The organism is Brasilonema bromeliae SPC951 (genome assembly GCF_012912135.1).
GTDB classification, from domain to species: Bacteria; Cyanobacteriota; Cyanobacteriia; order Cyanobacteriales; family Nostocaceae; genus Brasilonema; species Brasilonema bromeliae.
The window spans coordinates 1-16,709 of record NZ_QMEB01000033.1 but is presented as its reverse complement, the minus strand read 5'-3'; the positions used below and the strand labels follow the sequence as shown (position 1 = coordinate 16,709).

General features: G+C 39.8%; 12 protein-coding genes. 4 read left to right on the top strand and 8 right to left on the bottom strand.

Translation table 11 applies throughout. From position 1 onward, the window contains the following. Window positions 1-322: 322 nt before the first annotated feature. On the top strand, window positions 323-1,090 hold the full coding sequence (locus DP116_RS06615) for a hypothetical protein (RefSeq protein ID WP_169154419.1): 768 nt from the start codon (window positions 323-325) through the stop codon (window positions 1,088-1,090). Window positions 1,091-1,768: 678 nt separating this feature from the next. Here the strand turns inward: DP116_RS06615 and DP116_RS06610 are convergent. Further along, entirely contained in the window at window positions 1,769-2,272 is a 504-nt protein-coding gene (locus DP116_RS06610; RefSeq protein WP_169154418.1) for a CRR6 family NdhI maturation factor, read from the bottom strand. A gap of 969 nt (window positions 2,273-3,241) precedes the next feature. Between DP116_RS06610 and DP116_RS06605 the strand changes: the two genes are divergently transcribed. Both DP116_RS06605 and DP116_RS06600 read left to right on the top strand, forming a co-directional pair. Continuing rightward, entirely contained in the window at window positions 3,242-3,691 is a 450-nt protein-coding gene (locus DP116_RS06605; RefSeq protein ID WP_169154417.1) for a Fur family transcriptional regulator, read from the top strand. Window positions 3,692-3,911: 220 nt separating this feature from the next. After that, window positions 3,912-5,711: a DUF3685 domain-containing protein gene (locus tag DP116_RS06600; protein WP_169154416.1), complete on the top strand. Its 1,800-nt coding sequence runs from the start codon at window positions 3,912-3,914 to the stop codon at window positions 5,709-5,711. A gap of 199 nt (window positions 5,712-5,910) precedes the next feature. On the opposite strand, the gene DP116_RS06595 is transcribed toward DP116_RS06600, so the two are convergent. The 7 genes from DP116_RS06595 to hpsA form a co-directional block, all read right to left on the bottom strand. Then, window positions 5,911-6,792, bottom strand: a complete 882-nt coding sequence (locus DP116_RS06595) for a glycosyltransferase family 2 protein (protein WP_169154415.1) — start codon at window positions 6,790-6,792, stop codon at window positions 5,911-5,913. A 159-nt stretch (window positions 6,793-6,951) separates the two neighbouring features. After that, window positions 6,952-7,788: a hormogonium polysaccharide biosynthesis protein HpsJ gene (gene hpsJ-B / locus DP116_RS06590; RefSeq protein WP_169154414.1), complete on the bottom strand. Its 837-nt coding sequence runs from the start codon at window positions 7,786-7,788 to the stop codon at window positions 6,952-6,954. A 333-nt stretch (window positions 7,789-8,121) separates the two neighbouring features. Further along, complete coding sequence (locus tag DP116_RS06585; protein ID WP_169154413.1) at window positions 8,122-8,763, bottom strand: TIGR04282 family arsenosugar biosynthesis glycosyltransferase; 642 nt, start codon at window positions 8,761-8,763, stop codon at window positions 8,122-8,124. Window positions 8,764-8,795: 32 nt separating this feature from the next. Then, window positions 8,796-9,410, bottom strand: coding sequence for a pilus assembly FimT family protein (locus tag DP116_RS06580; protein WP_169154412.1), 615 nt, complete (start codon window positions 9,408-9,410; stop codon window positions 8,796-8,798). After that, window positions 9,388-10,350, bottom strand: coding sequence for a hormogonium polysaccharide secretion pseudopilin HpsC (gene hpsC, locus DP116_RS06575; RefSeq protein ID WP_169154411.1), 963 nt, complete (start codon window positions 10,348-10,350; stop codon window positions 9,388-9,390). Before hpsC ends, DP116_RS06580 begins: the two co-directional genes overlap by 23 nt. A gap of 11 nt (window positions 10,351-10,361) precedes the next feature. Continuing rightward, window positions 10,362-11,069, bottom strand: coding sequence for a hormogonium polysaccharide secretion pseudopilin HpsB (hpsB, locus tag DP116_RS06570; protein ID WP_169154410.1), 708 nt, complete (start codon window positions 11,067-11,069; stop codon window positions 10,362-10,364). 108 nt (window positions 11,070-11,177) lie between these two features. Beyond that, window positions 11,178-14,969: a hormogonium polysaccharide biosynthesis protein HpsA gene (hpsA, locus tag DP116_RS06565; protein WP_246275520.1), complete on the bottom strand. Its 3,792-nt coding sequence runs from the start codon at window positions 14,967-14,969 to the stop codon at window positions 11,178-11,180. 1,007 nt (window positions 14,970-15,976) lie between these two features. Between hpsA and DP116_RS06560 the strand changes: the two genes are divergently transcribed. Next, window positions 15,977-16,531, top strand: a complete 555-nt coding sequence (locus tag DP116_RS06560) for a hypothetical protein (RefSeq protein ID WP_169154409.1) — start codon at window positions 15,977-15,979, stop codon at window positions 16,529-16,531. Window positions 16,532-16,709 lie beyond the last annotated feature (178 nt).

Here is a 16,709-nt window from a genome sequence, read left to right as displayed (position 1 = left end):
CCTAATTTATGAAGGTAACACTGAGTTATTTTATCAATAACTTCATAATGACAAAGAAAATGAAAAAAATAACAAGATTTTAAACTTGTTACGAAACTAGTGAACTGGAATTAAAAATTTACGTTAGAACAAAGAATAGTGACCTTAGTGCAGCAAGCTCAGGATTCTCGGCTGCATGGCAACTATATTGTTGCCATTGTTATCAGGTGTGAATAGCTTACCGATAGATCTAGCGCGCCATATTATGTGTTCCTTAATTTCCCTCTTGCTGTCAGGCTGGTGCATCGAACAAGAATGTGACGAAATACACAAGGAAAAACAGATGGCGATTCGATTACATGGCTTCATGAGCAGCGGAAAACGTTACATCCAAGTAGAAAACCAACCTCACCACATCACTGGGATTTTCAGAACGCTCACGCACTTTTCAAAAAATATGCATCCCTGTACGCTAAAAGATGCGGAAAATGCCTATTTTAGGTATGAGGAAGATGGAACAATTACTTTCTATGAAGCTGAAAACTCTGAAGTCTGTGATTCAGTAGGAATTTGGACATATCTTGTCTATGAATGTCCAGAAGGTGAAGAAAAAGTTTTCCTTGATCCATCTATTGATACAAATGTCAATTCCTTGAAACAATTGTTTGCTGGTTACAAAATTGTTCAAGTAACTGTAGACATAAGGGATTATCTCAAGTATCAATACATTCAAGATGAATATCTAGATGTTCAACTACCGTGTGATTGGAACACATCAGTTGGTAGAAAAATTGCCAACCTTCTTTTAGAAGAATTTAAGGCTTTTAAATCATCTACTATCTTTACTGAACGTGCTGGTCAAGAATACAGAAAAACTGTTTTAGACGGTTTTATCAAAGCTGCACAAGAAGTTTTGGAAAACGGTGGAACCGTTAGAGACTTTGAATCGGCTCAATATGATGTGCTAAGGAAGATTAGAATTGATGACATGGCAAATTTAATTCTTGAGTATAACGATTATCGCATCTGGCAAGCGGCATTACCAAGTAAATCAAAAGCAGTTGAATATGCTTTTAGTACAGCATTAAGACTTATATGCCGTATTAAGTAACTAAGTGGACAAAAGTGTTTCATGTGCGTTGCGAGTGTATCTCCTGCACCAGACCGCACGGTACAGGCGCTAGTCATGGCGTGAGCCATAGGTATAGCGAACCAATCGCAGAGGTTTGCGATTGATTGAGTCTGCCCAACGAAAAAAGAGCACACGCCCACAGAGCGAACAAACTACAGGTTTCCCCTTCGGATCTGCGCTTTCCTATGAGCGCCAAATCCAGCACGAGGGAGACGTTGGTGCAGCACTGGCTGACTACGTTCCGTATGTTCGTAGCATGGTACACAAACGCAATTGCCTTGGTTACGATTATTTCTGTCCACTTACTTAGTTTTGAGCTAAAGCACTTACAAGTAATAGAATACCCAGCCGTCGTGGTTCACCGATCCTCAAAAAACCGTAGCAAAATCATCGGTTTTACTAAAATACATATGAAACGGCTGGGCATTTTATTTTTTGCATCTCCCTAAGGACTTATAGTTACTAGTAACTTAGTAATCCTATTTGATTTGTGAAAATTGGAACATTCAAATTCCCGACAACTTTTGGCGAAGTCGAGAATCTTGTTGTTCACGTAAGCGCAAGCGCACGCCGGAGGCGATAGCCATAGGCATACGCGAGTGCATGCCCGTAGGGCTTATGATTTAGGATTGCTATACTAAACTTAGTCACTAATAACTAAAACATCTCAAACAGGGCATCATCTAACTCATAACCTAGAAGTTGTGCCATCGACTGGAGGCGAGATTTACTAGGAATGCCCTGCTGTTGTAACCAATCATTTAAAGCAAACAACTTGTGCATTAAAAAAATTTCTAAAGCTTCGGGATTATACTGAATACCTTCTTTGGTACTAAACTGGTGCGGGACAAGCATTGCTGCATAACGCGCAAATTCGCCAGTTTTCCAATCAAGTAAAAATGGTAACCAGGGATAGCGAGTATCTAGACGGATAAACCAGAGCCGCACCTCTGGAATTTCTGAAAGTTCCCGTGGATCGCCTGGTTCCAAAGCATAGTCGATATCAAAATGGAGTTGCTGCTCGTAGGATGCGATCGCGCTTTGCGCGGCTCCCTGCTGGAGCATCGCCCCCTCCTGCAGCAATTTTTCAATCTCTGTGACTACGGGGGACAGATCCAAGGAGTTAATGCAGTCGGTGTTGAGTGGGATAGTGATTGTCATCGAGTCAAAAAATAGCCTCGATGATTTATACTACTCTGTTCTTGTTCAACCATTACTGTCATTTTTAAACTCGATTAACCAGTCATCGCAAACAGTATCAGAAAAAGGTGGCAAGAGTTCAAGTCTCGGGTTGGAAGCTGTGAGGGATGGGTGAACAAGGGCATAAGAATAGACTATTGACTCAAGACAAGACACTAGCATTGACGTCTCCCACGGCTAAAAGCCGACGGGATTCTTGATTCATCGACGCGCCTTAAAACTATCTATCTCTTGCGAGCAATGCTTAAACCAAAAATCCGTTCAATAGAACCAAATTTCGAGCCTAACTTAGATAGCCCCAGAGGGCTTCATCTCCACAAGCTTTTGGTACTTTATCGAGAGTGCCTTAAAAACTGTTCCTCCCTTTTTCCCCGGTTCCCCTGCGCCCCAAGGTACCTTTTAATCAACGAATTGTTTTGTTTTTCTGGTTTGATTTCGTTATAAATTCTGGCTATGTTTCAACACGACTTCGCCACCGTGCAGCGCGTATTGTTAGTAGAACCCGGTCAGGGGCAAGCTCTTTGGGCTCTATTTGCGCTTTGTCTGCCTATCTCTGTCCTTCCGACTGGCTCTATTTATATTGTTGCACAATTCTGGTCTTTTGTTCTCAGTTCTTTTTGACTGAGGCTAAAGCCTCAACGCATTCATCCCCGCCGAAGGCGTAGGGCTTTCTGCTATTAACGTTGTAAAGTAGACGTTTGCAGCCATTTTAAGCTAAAGTTGTAATGAGTTCATTTTATATTTAGAGCGTGAGAAACCTAAGGTCAACCAGCAAAAAAACTCTTCACCCTCACCTGTGATTTCCGTACCCGTCAATAGCAAAAACACTGGCAAAGCGGAGCTGACAGGGTGCAAAACGTTTGGATATATAAAATAACAAATAAACACTTCCCAGGGAAAATTAACCCATCAGTTAATAAACTTTAAAATATGCAAAAGCAAACGATATCAACAAAACCTATTCGTTCACTGGAAGATGCTCTTGAGCAGTGTCAGGTACTGGGTATGCGCGTTAGTCGTCAGCGTCGCTTTATCCTAGAACTACTTTGGGAAGCAAGAGAGCATCTTTCTGCCAGAGAAATTTATGATCGCCTGAATCACGAAGGCAAAGAGATTGGACATACTTCTGTTTATCAAAATTTAGAAGCGTTATCCAGCCAAGGCATCATTGAATGTATTGAACGCTGTGATGGACGTTTATACGGTAATATTAGTGATTCCCACAGTCATGTCAACTGTTTGGATACAAATCAAATCTTGGATGTTCATGTAGAACTACCACAGGAATTTATTCGCCAAATTGAAGAACAAACAGGAGTGCGGATTACTGAGTATAGTATTAACTTTTATGGGTACCGCAACTCGCAAGAGAGCAAATGACGGTTGAAGCGTGAGTTGCGCCCAAGTGCAACCACTACCTGTTACTGATTACCATATTCACTCTAGTTATCGCCATCGCTTACAACCGTTTCACCATCTGCACTTTCAATGACTCCAGAAGGGAGTGCATTGTGAAACAGTTCCAACCAAAGAAACTAGGCTAATTTCTCAAGCTTATTTACGACTAAAGTAAAAAAAGCTTGCGTTTTTTAAGCGGATTATGAGCGATCGCCCTTTAAAACTATTGTTAATAGATCAGGACCCCATCTTCCGATTAGGGCTAAAAGTAGCTTTGGAAGAATTCTCCAATTTACAGGTGGTATCAGAAGCAGAAACAGACACTGCTGGATTGCAGATTTTAGCCAAACTTGCACAAGAAGATCCAAACCAGGTCAATTTAGTCGTTTTGGAATTGGGGAATTCTCGCTCCCGATCTCGCCAGCAGCTGGGTTTACAACTCTGTCGCCATTTGAAAACCCAGTACCCAAACCTGCCATTATTACTTTTGAGTTCTGTCCAAGAACAAGGACTACTTCTAGCAGCAAAAGCTGCTGGGGTGGATGGTTACTGTCCCAAAGGAACTCCTGTTTCTGAACTAGTCACCATTATGCACGATGTGGTGGCAGGTGGCTCATCTTGGGATACCGAGATGGGAAAAGAGAACATGACGATCTACAGACGGGAGGATGTGGGGTATGCTCTTGAAAACCCCACGTCTTCTGAACTTCCTTTTGCTCGGTTGCGGAAGCATCTACGCTTATCAGGGATTGAGTACATCAACGTCACTTTGAGTGAAGTGACAGCACAATTACAAGTCCCCGGATTACCATTATTAGATCGGGCAGTGTTAGCTGGGCAAAGACGAGAATTGCTAGCAGCGCGTTGGCTGTTGAATCGATTATTAGCTTCACCTCTGGAAAGGCGACAGGAGGTAGAGTCGCATTCACGTAATGTTTCTACAAGGAATCATTTCGCATCTGCACAGTTGCAGTCTCCGACAAATTCTCTCCCGAGTACTTCTGTTTCCAAATCTGATTCAGCACAGAAGCTGCTGAGTCCTAGATCATTACAAGCGGCATTATTTGCATCCTGTATTACCAAACTTCAGCTTCCTTTACAAAATGTGACAGCTACCCCTTTAGAAATTGATATTTTACGTGAAGATAAAAAACGTGATTTACTTTATTTGATTATACAAAAAGTTGCTGATGCACTAGATGAAATGCGTTCTCATGTGGTAGAAATAAGCCAATTATATGAATTAAAAAATACTGTCTTAGTTGATGTATGGCAATCAGCACTTACGAACTTTTTTGGGAAATTTTATCGAGTGCGGGTAGACAATCATAATTTAGAAATCGTGGCTTTTATTCTGCAAGATGCTGCTGTGGTGCGTTCTGAAATTCTCAATAAAATTCCTCTGGTTGAGGAGTTATTTTCTTATCTTCTATTTCAAAGAAATTTGCAAATTGATAATACTTCCTATCCAGCAGGAAGCTCTGAAGCAAAGGATTATGCAGAAATGATTCTGGAGAATTTATTGATTCAGGTAGCAAATGGTGTTATACAACCGTTGCTCAACTCTTTAGCAGATATAGAAGAAATAAAGCAAAGTTTTTATGATAGGCAATTAATTTCAACACGAGAAATAGAACGATTTAGAAATAGTTTGTCGTGGAGATATCGCCTCAGGAATTATGTGAATGAGCCTAAGGCAATTTTTGAAAGCCGTTATGAGCTATTTGTATTTGCACCTCGTGGTATTGCTACAACTTCCATTTATGCGCCGCGTGGACAAGAGTTAACGCAACTTTCTGGTATTGGGCTAGTTGTCACGTTAGCAATAGAATTTCGTGATGCGATCGCTCCTCGTATACAATCACTTTTTTCCTTGTTTGGAAGCGGTGTTGTCTTTGTTCTCACGCAAGTTATTGGTCGTGGTATAGGTTTGATTGGTCGTGGTATTCTTCAAGGAATTGGGAGTGTTTCTTTAACGGAAAGGAAGAATAAAAAGTTATGATTTGGCAATCAGTATTTCAAACCGCAGATGCACGAGGCAGTGCGTTGCGGGGGTTCCCCCCGTTGTAGCACCTGCCGTGCAGATAAATTATCTGTGTTCATCTGCGGTTGAATTTCCATCAAGTTAACTTTTGCAAAAGAGTAAATCTGTACAAACGGACTTTGTTTGTATAGTTACTTTAACAAAACTTGAGCTATGTCTAATCAGCGGAAGTTGATACTAACTGCGTAGCTTGATTCTCAGACACTTCTGCATCCAACTTGGGTGTTGGGATATGCTTCATTTCCCAAACTTTTAGCAGAATTAGGTATTCGTAGAAAGCTTGCAATGTACACCAAGTAAACCCAGCGCGTCCGTCTAAGCAGCCACCTAAGATAAAATACATATACAAAAAACGTATAAGTGGTCTAGCTGGTAAGCGCAAGGACAAATTTTTTAAGGCGCGGCGTCGTTCGACTTCTGACTTCCCAAAAAATAAATCTTTCCAGCTAACTGTTCCGTTTTGTAACTGATGAAGGGTTTCTCTGGCTTCATCTGTGGAGTAACGGTTGTGTTTATCAATCCAGCGGCTGAACCCCTTGCCAGAAGTATAATGAGGGTATGTTTCTTTCAAAAAGCTTGTTGAACCGTCACAAACTTCTCGTTCTGTATGACCATAGTCTGTAAACCAGACTTTACCGTGGCGGAAAAGGCGCAGTTGGTAACGAGGATATTGGGTACTGCGGCGAATCCAAGAATTCATGAACATAACACGTTCAGCGGCATAGTAGCCGATGTAATCTGGATTACGACTTGCTTTTTGGCATTCCGCGAACAGTTCTGGCGTCATGCGTTCGTCAGCTTCTAGAATATAAACCCATTCATACTTGGGAGATATATTTTCTAGCATCCAAGTACGTTGACGACCGTGGCTTTCAAAAGCGTGCTGAACCACACGAACTGGATAGCGGCTGGCGATTTCGACGGTGCGATCGCTACTGCATGAGTCTACAACAATAATGTCATCCGATAGCATCGCCGACTCGATACAAGCGGCGATATCTATTTCTTCGTTATAAGTCAAAATGTAAATTGAAAACATTTCCAATGTTAATCATATGGCTTCTCTGGTGGGGAATTATACTTTTTTCTGGTGAATTTATGCAAGTCAAGCAAGATAATTTTCATCAATAATTCGCAAAAATGACAGTATAAGGCAATAAGAAGGTCTTATGCTTCATACTGCCCTCAAAATTATGGACTAGCGTGCAGGTATTTTGCGTTTACCACCTTGGAGAGCATTCATACCTTTTAATCCTGACCAGCCGATAATAATGTAAGCAATAGACAATAACAAACTGCCTATAACAATTCTTAAACCGGGCTTCCAATTGTCTTCAGCTTGTTTTATCAGTTCGTCCCGTTGAGCGCGAATTTGGCCTAGTCTTTGACTTGCAAGTTGCTTTGGATCACTTTGTTGGGCTATGAATTTGTCAAGTTCTTGAGGATTTGCTTTGAACTTCTGGAGCAAATCTTTTGTAGCTGGGGGAATATTGGGGTTATTCAGTGCTTGCTTATAACGCTGCTCATCTTGAACGAGTTCAGTGTACTGAGCTTTGACTTGGGCTTTCTGCTTTTCTACAGCTGCTTTGACTTGATCGTTACCCAATTGAGCTTGCACTTGGTTAAGCTGAGTATTCAATTGGTTTTCTGCTAGTTGTGCATTCTTGGTGATTTGGTCCACTGCTTGAGTTCTTTGATGAATGATATTCATAGCATGGACAGGAGCAATAATCAAAAAGAGTAACCCCAAGATGCTTGATATGATAAGAGCTGGCATTTTCAAGTCTATGGGCTGGGGTTGAGTGCCATCATCAAAACTGTCAATCCAATAGCCAGTAAACAGCATACCCAATCCTACCAATGGCACGACTCCTCGATCAACCAAACTTGCTGCCCATCTGAGTTGCAACAGCTTTTCTGTTGGGCTGAAGTCAAGGCTTATAATCACAAAATCTATCAAAAAGGATAATATTAAGATTATCCCAATTACTTTGAGTGTGCGGGCTGCGATCGCAGCAGCAAAACGGTTATTCATAAGTTTTTCGTCTTCTAGTTGACTGAAGTGAATATTTTATATAAAGGTACTGGAATATTCTTCCTATGACGTTACCTATTGTTTCTGTTTGAGAGATTCTTTTTTTGGTGATATACTTTTTACCCTTTGATGTTAGCCACACCACGGTAGCATCTCGATTCTAGGTTGTCTTCAGAAAAACCCCTGTGTTAAAAAATACCATAAAAAACATCGACACGCTTAATACCTGTAGTAAATATTTCATTAGAGAGGTTAAGTAGGATACATTTTTATGATGTGATGAGTAGGTGTAAGGGGATAAATCACTACACCACGAAAGTACAACAAACCAGTTTAGTGCGTAAGTCTGAGAATCTCTTCCCAAATTGGCAAATCCTCTGGGCGATCGATATCAGCCAAGTGAGGTAAGTTAGTGACTGATAAATTAAGCATCTGAGCAATAGTTATAGTCTGATGCAACACTTGAGAGGTTCCCCAGTCTATATTGATAAATAATTCTGGCATAGGACGCTGCAAACCAATTAAATAATAGCCACCATCTACCGCAGGACCAAGGACAACCTCGGATTGCTGGAGTTGTGCAAAAGCTTTTGCTAAAATCTGGTTATTGACACCAGGGCAGTCGGTACCGATAGTCAGGACTTTTTCTGCACCTGATTGAAAGGCATTCAAGAAAGATTGTGTCATCCGTAAACCCAAATCTCCCTCTCCTTGAGGTTGGTAAACCAAGTCATATCCTAGCCACTCTTGCATAAGTTGCAAATTACCACCTGCAAACCGCACTTCAAAAGATATGACAGAAGTCTTTTGCAACTGTTTCACCTGAGATAGTGTGTGTTCCGTCATTTGACGCTGAAGATTTGCTGCACCTTCAGTTCCCAAAGCAGGTATCAGTCGAGTTTTTGTCTTCCCTGGTTCTGGATAGCGAGTGAAAATGATGAGATGCTGTTTTGCTGTTTCTGGTAGATTTAGCATGAGATACCTTATTGAAATCAATTAAAAATATATTAATAGCAATACTTATTTCCGTCAGGTTCATCGTGTTCTTTTCCCGTTCGCATTGCACCTAAAATCGTAGAAATATAGACGCACCGCTTAGCTTTACTATTATTGATACTAAATAAAGTTATCTGTCCTAATGTTTGGAATGATGTTTGAGTACACTCATCTGCAACTTGGTAAACCGGACAACCTTGGGAGTTAAACATAATTCGCCACTCTTGCTTTGTAGTTTGTTTTGGCAAAGTTGTCTCATATTTATTTTTATCAAGATGAATATTTTGGTCAAGGTTATGCCATAGAGTATTGTTGTTACTGATAGCATTAGGAATAAACACCCCTACTTCTGCTTGATGAACTGTCCATTGCACAATATTGTTCTGTTCGCGAAAACTAACTTGCCAAGTTAATTTGTTTTTGATAGCTTGGCTTTGAGCTTGGCGTATAGCAAGATAAACTTCGTTTTGGGCAGTGTTGAGGCGCTGAGTATCGACAAAAGCTAGCCAACTTGGAATTGATATGGCAGCTAAGATACCAATTATGAGAAGACTTACTAAAAGTTCTAGTAGTGTAAAGCCACTATTAGAATATTTATTAAACTTATTTAGCAGATAAGAATCCATTACCTTGGACTCGTATACTTGCCTGAGGAAAATATGTTTGACGACTTTCATTGAAATCTATATTATTATTTTGAAGACGAGCGAGGGCATTACCACGTAAATAAACTTCTGCTACGGTATTTTCTGAATCCACACAAACGTAAAAGCCTCGTGTTCTAACATTTCCAGTGGCAACAGCATCATCGTTATCGTGCTTTTCATCAAATTTTGGAACTTGTTGACCTATTGTGCAAGTAGGAGGTGCTGGATTGGTAGTATTATTTATTATCGTTTGATCAATGTAATCAACTAAAGGTACAATTTTTTGTGTATAATCTTCGCTCTTTTTTGTCCATTGATTCATCTTACTTTTAAGATTGCCTAAGCCTTGCAGATTAAACATCTGAAAACCTTCGTCTGGCTTAGCTTTGTCTCGCGGATTGTCTTTATTATCAGTTTCGGTAGAAGAATCATAGCCATCTCTTATTTGAAATCTACCGATTCGAGCTGCTTTAGACCATGTCGCGTTATCCTCTGTAATCAAATAATAGGCAACTAAAGAATAGAAGAAGGTATTATCTTTCAATATAGTAGAACTTTCTTTTGAAAGAAATGTTCGCTTCCAGAAAACAAGAACAGGGAAAAATGTATTTTTATCACCATACCTTCGTAGTTGCTGCCTAATTTTATTAATGCCATCAGCATCATATATATAGACTGACTGCTGCAAGTCTCGCGCAATATAATCAAGTGCAGCTTTTATTTCTTGCTCAGTGTTTGCTTTTGCTTGCTCCTGTCGCTCAGTTGTCATAACGTTAATCATGAATCCCAACAAAGGTGTGATAACAAGAGTCGCGATGACAATACCTACGAGCAACTCAACTAGGGTAAAACCATCACATTTTTGTTTCAGCCTAAAGAGTGTTATTTGCTTAATAAAAAGCAATTTGAGTGGATTCATAATATTGAGGTTTAGCAGTTAGACTGAGGATTAGAATCAGAAGCTGGAGGTTTTAGACGCCGACAGAAATCACTAAATGTTGTTACTTTACTTGATATTTCTGTTGTCATTTCTACTAAGGGTGCTTGGATGGCTATTAAAGCTGTCCCGCTAGTGAAAGTTTCTGCTTGTTTAATTCCTGGGTCTTTCAATGCCTTCAATGTGATGCTAGGCTTATTGAAAGCGTCTGCTCTGTATACTCGTAACCCCAATCTATAGCCATCCTCGGGTTTATCGGAAGTTGGATTATACCCAAATCCCTGAACAATCATGTCTTTGAAATTATCACTTGTACAACCTCCCGTATCTCCATCCACGCAATATAACTGAGATGATGCGGTTGTAGGAGAGATTTCGCATAAGCCAGTTCCAGTTGTAGGACAAATCAGGGTTCCTGAGGGTGCATCTGGCGGAGGTGGATCGGTACTGTCTTCTGTGCTTTTTGTTATGATGGATGGGGATGGAATTGTGCTTGATTTAATGCCATCAATATAGGTTTGAGCAGCGTTGGTTGCTAACTCAATACGCTTTGCTTGTAACCGTGTTGCGACAGATAGGATAATGACAGGTGCGATCGCCGCTAGTAAAATCCCAACAACAACGACTGCTACTAAAGACTCAATGATGGTAAAACCTGATTGACTAGATAAAGATTCTTGCTGCTGTTTTTGGTGAATCATAATATTAACAGTTATCAGTTATCAGTTATCAGTTACCAGGTACCAGGTACCAGTTATCAAAGAGAAATACGGATTCGTTTCTTTTCTTCACTGTTCACTGTTCACTGTTCACTGACAAGTACCACGTTGATCTTGGCTAATGGCGTAGCTACCATTAATTTCTTGAGCACATAACAAAGTTTTTACCCAAGCATCGTCTCGTCCGACTTCTCTGTAAAACTCATTCGGCTTGTTTGTTGCGGGTGTCGTAAAGTGTAGAGAGAACAAGTCAGGTGACTGACTCAGCAAGGCTGTATCATAACTCCAGAAACGGTTGGGCGGAGTAAAGAAGGGTGTACGATTTTGATTTTGATTGGAACCACTGCTTCCATTAATAACTGTTTGCCAAGGAGCAGTAGCATAGTTACTGTGTTTAAATTGGATAAAAGAACCGGCTACTGTGTGGCTTACGCCTTCCCAGCGTTCTAAGTAACGCACAAAATTTTCCAAACCACCATTGCTTTCTGTTGGGCGTTCTGGCGTGTTACCTTGAGCGAATATAAGATTTGTTTCTGTATTTGTGGCGGTTTGCATCGAATCATAGTCATTCTCTTCACGAAAACCGAAGCGGAAATTATCAGATAAAACTGTAATTGCATCAGCAATAACTACTGCAGGTCGCCAAGTTTCACCAATGTTACAATCAGGAAACTGACTTGGGCGACAGCCGAAGTTAGGATTCGGTGATTGACGTGCATAGAATTTGTTACTCCAATCCTTCTCCCCTTTCAAGGAATTGTCTAAAAACTCTTCTTGTGTGTGAACATTGAAATTCCCTTTGATGTAAACTGGCAGATTGGATACCAAAATTAGACCCTTCTCATTTTCTTCTGGTTTTTTTGGATTGTAAGTAGTGTGACGGCTTAAGTTACTCCCATTAATAAGCATGATGGCATTAGGTCGCCGAGTTGGATCTAGCTTGAAGTCAGTAGCACTGACATCTCTACTTCCAGGATTACTTTTGTCTTCGAGTGCATCATCACGAGTAGCGTAAATAATTCCACTGTTTGGTATTAGATACTCTTGTGGGGTACTAGTACCAATCTTTGTCGTACGCAGTTTATCTAAATCTAAGACCGTAACCCGAACTTCTAAAGGCTGACGCTCGGTGTATTCCTGTAATGTTAGGGTAGATACGTTAGCTGTGTTTTCAATTGCTTTAATTTGTCGAGCATCCAAAAATGTCGTTTCGTAGATTGCTCTATGAGGTACAGGTGGACTAGAGTTGGGTCTCAAGGTATCATTAAGAATTTGAATGGCACAAACAGCTGTATCAATTGCCGAATTATCAGCCATTGATAGAGGTTTACCTGCGCTATAGTGTTCTAAAGCGTTTCTTAAAGGTTCATTGACAAAACGTCCATTAGGAAATACTAATCTTGCCTGTTGTTCTAGTTGACTGTTGTAAGTAGATATGGCACTTGCTCTATTTCCAGAATAGGGAGGATAGACAACACCATTATTGGATTTACCAGAGATTGTTGTTAGATCGGCATCGGGATTTTTCGCAGTAGATAATAATGTGTTCTGGTTTTGCGCTGTGATGGCATTTGTAGGATCGTAGAAGCTGCTTACACAAGCTATAGGCATCTGATCTTTTCCAGAATTATCTTTGTCAGAAGGATCTTTATAGAAGTAAACAGCCGTAGTTCTCATGAGCAAGTCACCTTTGACTTTAGGATTCGCTACTAGATTACTATCTGTCATAGGCATGGAATCAGACCAGACAATGATTGGGTCTTTACCTTTGAACTGTAGACTGCTAACCTTAATTCTGTTTGGATCAGCATTACTTGGATCTACAAAGTTTGTGTCCCAATTAGGACGTGACGCACTCAAGAAAGACCTGGGCTGAATATCCGGAGTCATAGGATCAACATCAGCATCCCACGGATAGGAAGCAGTTGAATCTGAACTGGGACCGTCAACATAAATTCCTGCGCCCGTGACAACTCGCAAACCCCCAACGACATCCAGAGAACTTTGTGGTTTTTGTGCTGCTGACTTTTCCCAAAACTCGTCTCGATCTGTAGCTCCCAAATCCTCGAAGTGATATGCTTGGGAGAAGCGCTTACGAGTCACAGTGCTATTATTTCCTTTCCTATCAACATCCCATTCCTTACCAGTAATAGTCTGTCCTTCGTCTGGTGAACTGAGAAATTTGCTTTTGGTTGTGTCGTACCATAATTGAGGTAGGTTATTGCCAACTAAAAGGCGATCGCCTATTTTTTGCTCTTTATCTGCTTTTGCTTGTTCTACTGGTTCTGTTGCAGGTAGATAAAGTTTACTACCGTTATCTTTAATCCCTATTTCGGCATAATTAGTAGCAGTTTTTCCATCAGCCGGATTGAAGGGAAATACCCATTCATCCACTGGTCTTAAAGAGTTCCCATTTCCTTGAAGAGGACTATTTGTTTCATAGTCGTGGCTTCCATATTTAAGTGGATTACTACCCTGTGCAACTTCGGCATATGGAACGCGACGTGTTCTTTTTTTAAAGTAAGTTTTTAGCTTTTTTTCACGAACTTTAACAGGGTCTAAAGTAAAGTCCTCTGCTAAATATCGTTCTATTTTCTGTTTCACTTCATCTGGAAGTTCTGCGTTATTTGGATATGCACTATTTGTTGCTTGTACTAATCGCTCAATTCGTTTTGCATATGCTTCATCATTATAAGCTGCCGTGTTTCCGTAAACAGATGTAGGTACAGTTTTATTTGTGTTGTTGATAACGTCACTTTTCATTGTGTTGTTAGGTGCATCTTGTTGCTCAAACAAGTCTACCTGCACATCATCATGACTGGAATTATCTGTACCTCTACTATCTATAACATTTCCAGCGACAATAATTTTGCTATTTCCCTCTTTGAAATAGCACGATTTCGGACTACTGACTAAATAAAACTTGATAGGCTGATCGAGTCTTGTTGTTAGCAAATTACCATTAGTCAAAATGCGCCCATTCAAACTGATACCTTCTTCCGGAGCAATTTCTAAATCATCTTCATAGACAACGGCATTGTTACTGAGTGGTATTCTTTCTCGGTCTTGCTGATATTCGAGAGCGACAAAACCTTTATTACCTTTAAATGTTTCATATTTATTAGTATTTAATCTTGTTAAATCTGTAATAGGTACAGTCGTAGTATAAACAAAAATACTTTTTTTTAGCTTTTCACCGACTTTATACCAACCATAAGTACTTACTAAGTTCGCGCTAGTGGTAGCTAGGCTTTGACATTCAGTACCAACAGTACCTGTGTCCATCGGTTGTGTTCTTGCTTGTAAGACACTTGTGGCTTTATTACTAGTTGGAGTCCGAAAGTAAATACCATAGAGAGTGTAACTATCAAACTTGCCGTTATTGTCCGTATCTACAGGATATTTCCAAACAGTTTGTATTTCTTTATCTTTAACAAGTTTTAACTGTGTCTCATCACCAAAAGTAAATTGGTTAAGGTTCTTATTGATAATTTCTTCTAGTGAAAAGTCTGAAGGAATTGAGGACTCTAACCTAGAGTCTCCAAATAACTGTTCTATTTTTGCTTTTGCTCTTTCAATAGCAGGGTTAGCTGCATTCAGGACAGCCTCATTCACTCGGACATTACTAGCATTTTTTGCCCTTTCAAAAGACCGAAATAAAATAGCAGTTGTCATCAGCACAACCACCAATGCTACCATTGCCACTGTCGGTAACACAAAACCAGCATTCACACTTGTTCGTCGTTTTTTCTGATTGACAAGTAAAGCCCGTAATAGCCGAATAATTTTCTTTTTAATTATAGGTACAAATGTTTTATTGATTGTTTTTAATTTTTGACGATAGTGAAACATGAGTGCTTCCTGACCAAGTTTTGTTATCATGAAACCGCAAATGGACACGGATAATTTATCTGTGTGCATCTACAGATCAAAAATAGCTTTATAGGGAACTTCGTGAAAATGCTATGAAAGTGAGCTTATATTACCCACTTTTAGAGAAAACATATCAATCTCGCAAAAATGATTACTTATACGATGTCTCAAGAAGCCTGCAATTGAGACAAGTTCCTGGTAACAGAAGATGTTGGAAACACTGCTCAAAATGGAATGAAGCTGAATAAATAGGCTATGTCAATGGACGGCTTATGAGCAAAAGCATAGATAAGATACAAAAACAGGACTTACGCAAAAATAACGTAGTTGCACCCGTTGCGACGTAAGGAAGCAATCTCAGAGTCTTGTTCTTTCGTAACTCGTGCCTAAGTCCTAAAAAATTAGAAAAGCACTGGAGTATCCCTATTCTCCAGTGCTTGAAGGCAACAACTCTTACTCAAAATTAGAATACCCAGGAAAATATAATTAGAATTGGAGAAATAAAAAAGCACTGGGTACGGATAAACCCCAGTGCTTAAGGACGACTTACACGATTTACTATCAATCCAGAATTAGAATACCCATACAAGTGCAGGGGAAAATATGCTACTAAGGCTCAAATTTAAAAGTGGTGGTTTAAAATCCCGGCACTGCCACTATCTGAGTTACCAATCAGGGAATTCTAAATCTGAGTATAATCAGCAGAAGCTGAAAATTTTTAAAAAGTAAAGTCCATCATCAAAATTCAAGTGTGGAATATAGCGGTTCTCATTTGAATCACATACACCACCATGAATAATGTAGAGCACGTAAATGTAACGTCTCTACAGTTGTGTATTGCCCGCAACACCACAAGCGCTATAGATAAGCAAAAAATGTATCACAGTAATATGTAAAAATTACCAGTGAGCATGAAATAACAGAATAAAGAATCAATCACTACCTTTATAGTGCTCTTGTACCGTCATCACATATCTAATGTGAAATTTTCCATGCTTAGGAGTTAGAAAATATCTATGTTATTTCTAGTCGAAAAAGAGATGTATCAAATAGAAAATCAGGAACACACGGTTATGAATTTAGAAAACATGCACGAAACACTTAATGAACTAGAAGCCCAGAAAAGCCAAATTGAAAGGAGTATAGCAAGTATACGAGCGGATATTAGTGAAAGAAAAGAAAAACTCCGCAAAGTTGAATTTGATATATTTGGTGATATCGATGAACGCGCCCGAAAGTGTCTGGAACTAGAGAAATCTATATCATTACTAAATTTCAATTTATCGAAATATCAAGCAATGCTTGTAGATGTAGAAATAAAGATACCTCCGCTACAAAAGCGCATACAAGATTTAAATCAGCATCTGCAATTACTACAAAATACCAATGAGATCAGACAGGCTTTAGAGCCATTTATCGAACTTGAACAGCAGTATTTAGCAAAGCGTGATGAAATTGACCAAATGCTTAGAAGCAAAAGTCATTATTTAGGACTTAAAGCCCTCCCAGCGACGCAGAAACTCATTAGGAAAGGGACTGAATACGAGCTACGAGGCACATTGCACGGTTAAATAAAAGAAGCATTTTTTAAACCATCGTATAAGCAAAACCCACCTACGATGGGTGTAGGTGGATTTTTACTGTCTTCTGACGAGAAGTGCAAAACTCTCTCGTCAATGTGGTTGCTTCACGAACCGTTCTACAACACTTGGACAAACCTAGACAAAGTTGAACCTTGTTAGACAGTGC

Excerpts from the sequence above, each read along its gene's own strand:
- DP116_RS06615 (WP_169154419.1), top strand. The coding sequence starts at position 323 with ATGGCGATTCGATTACATGGCTTCATGAGCAGCGGAAAACGTTACATC.
- DP116_RS06610 (WP_169154418.1), bottom strand. The coding sequence starts at position 2,272 with ATGACAATCACTATCCCACTCAACACCGACTGCATTAACTCCTTGGAT.
- DP116_RS06605 (WP_169154417.1), top strand. The coding sequence starts at position 3,242 with ATGCAAAAGCAAACGATATCAACAAAACCTATTCGTTCACTGGAAGAT.
- DP116_RS06600 (WP_169154416.1), top strand. The coding sequence starts at position 3,912 with ATGAGCGATCGCCCTTTAAAACTATTGTTAATAGATCAGGACCCCATC.
- DP116_RS06595 (WP_169154415.1), bottom strand. The coding sequence starts at position 6,792 with ATGTTTTCAATTTACATTTTGACTTATAACGAAGAAATAGATATCGCC.
- hpsJ-B (WP_169154414.1), bottom strand. The coding sequence starts at position 7,788 with ATGAATAACCGTTTTGCTGCTGCGATCGCAGCCCGCACACTCAAAGTA.
- DP116_RS06585 (WP_169154413.1), bottom strand. The coding sequence starts at position 8,763 with ATGCTAAATCTACCAGAAACAGCAAAACAGCATCTCATCATTTTCACT.
- DP116_RS06580 (WP_169154412.1), bottom strand. The coding sequence starts at position 9,410 with ATGGATTCTTATCTGCTAAATAAGTTTAATAAATATTCTAATAGTGGC.
- hpsC (WP_169154411.1), bottom strand. The coding sequence starts at position 10,350 with ATGAATCCACTCAAATTGCTTTTTATTAAGCAAATAACACTCTTTAGG.
- hpsB (WP_169154410.1), bottom strand. The coding sequence starts at position 11,069 with ATGATTCACCAAAAACAGCAGCAAGAATCTTTATCTAGTCAATCAGGT.
- hpsA (WP_246275520.1), bottom strand. The coding sequence starts at position 14,969 with ATGATAACAAAACTTGGTCAGGAAGCACTCATGTTTCACTATCGTCAA.
- DP116_RS06560 (WP_169154409.1), top strand. The coding sequence starts at position 15,977 with ATGTTATTTCTAGTCGAAAAAGAGATGTATCAAATAGAAAATCAGGAA.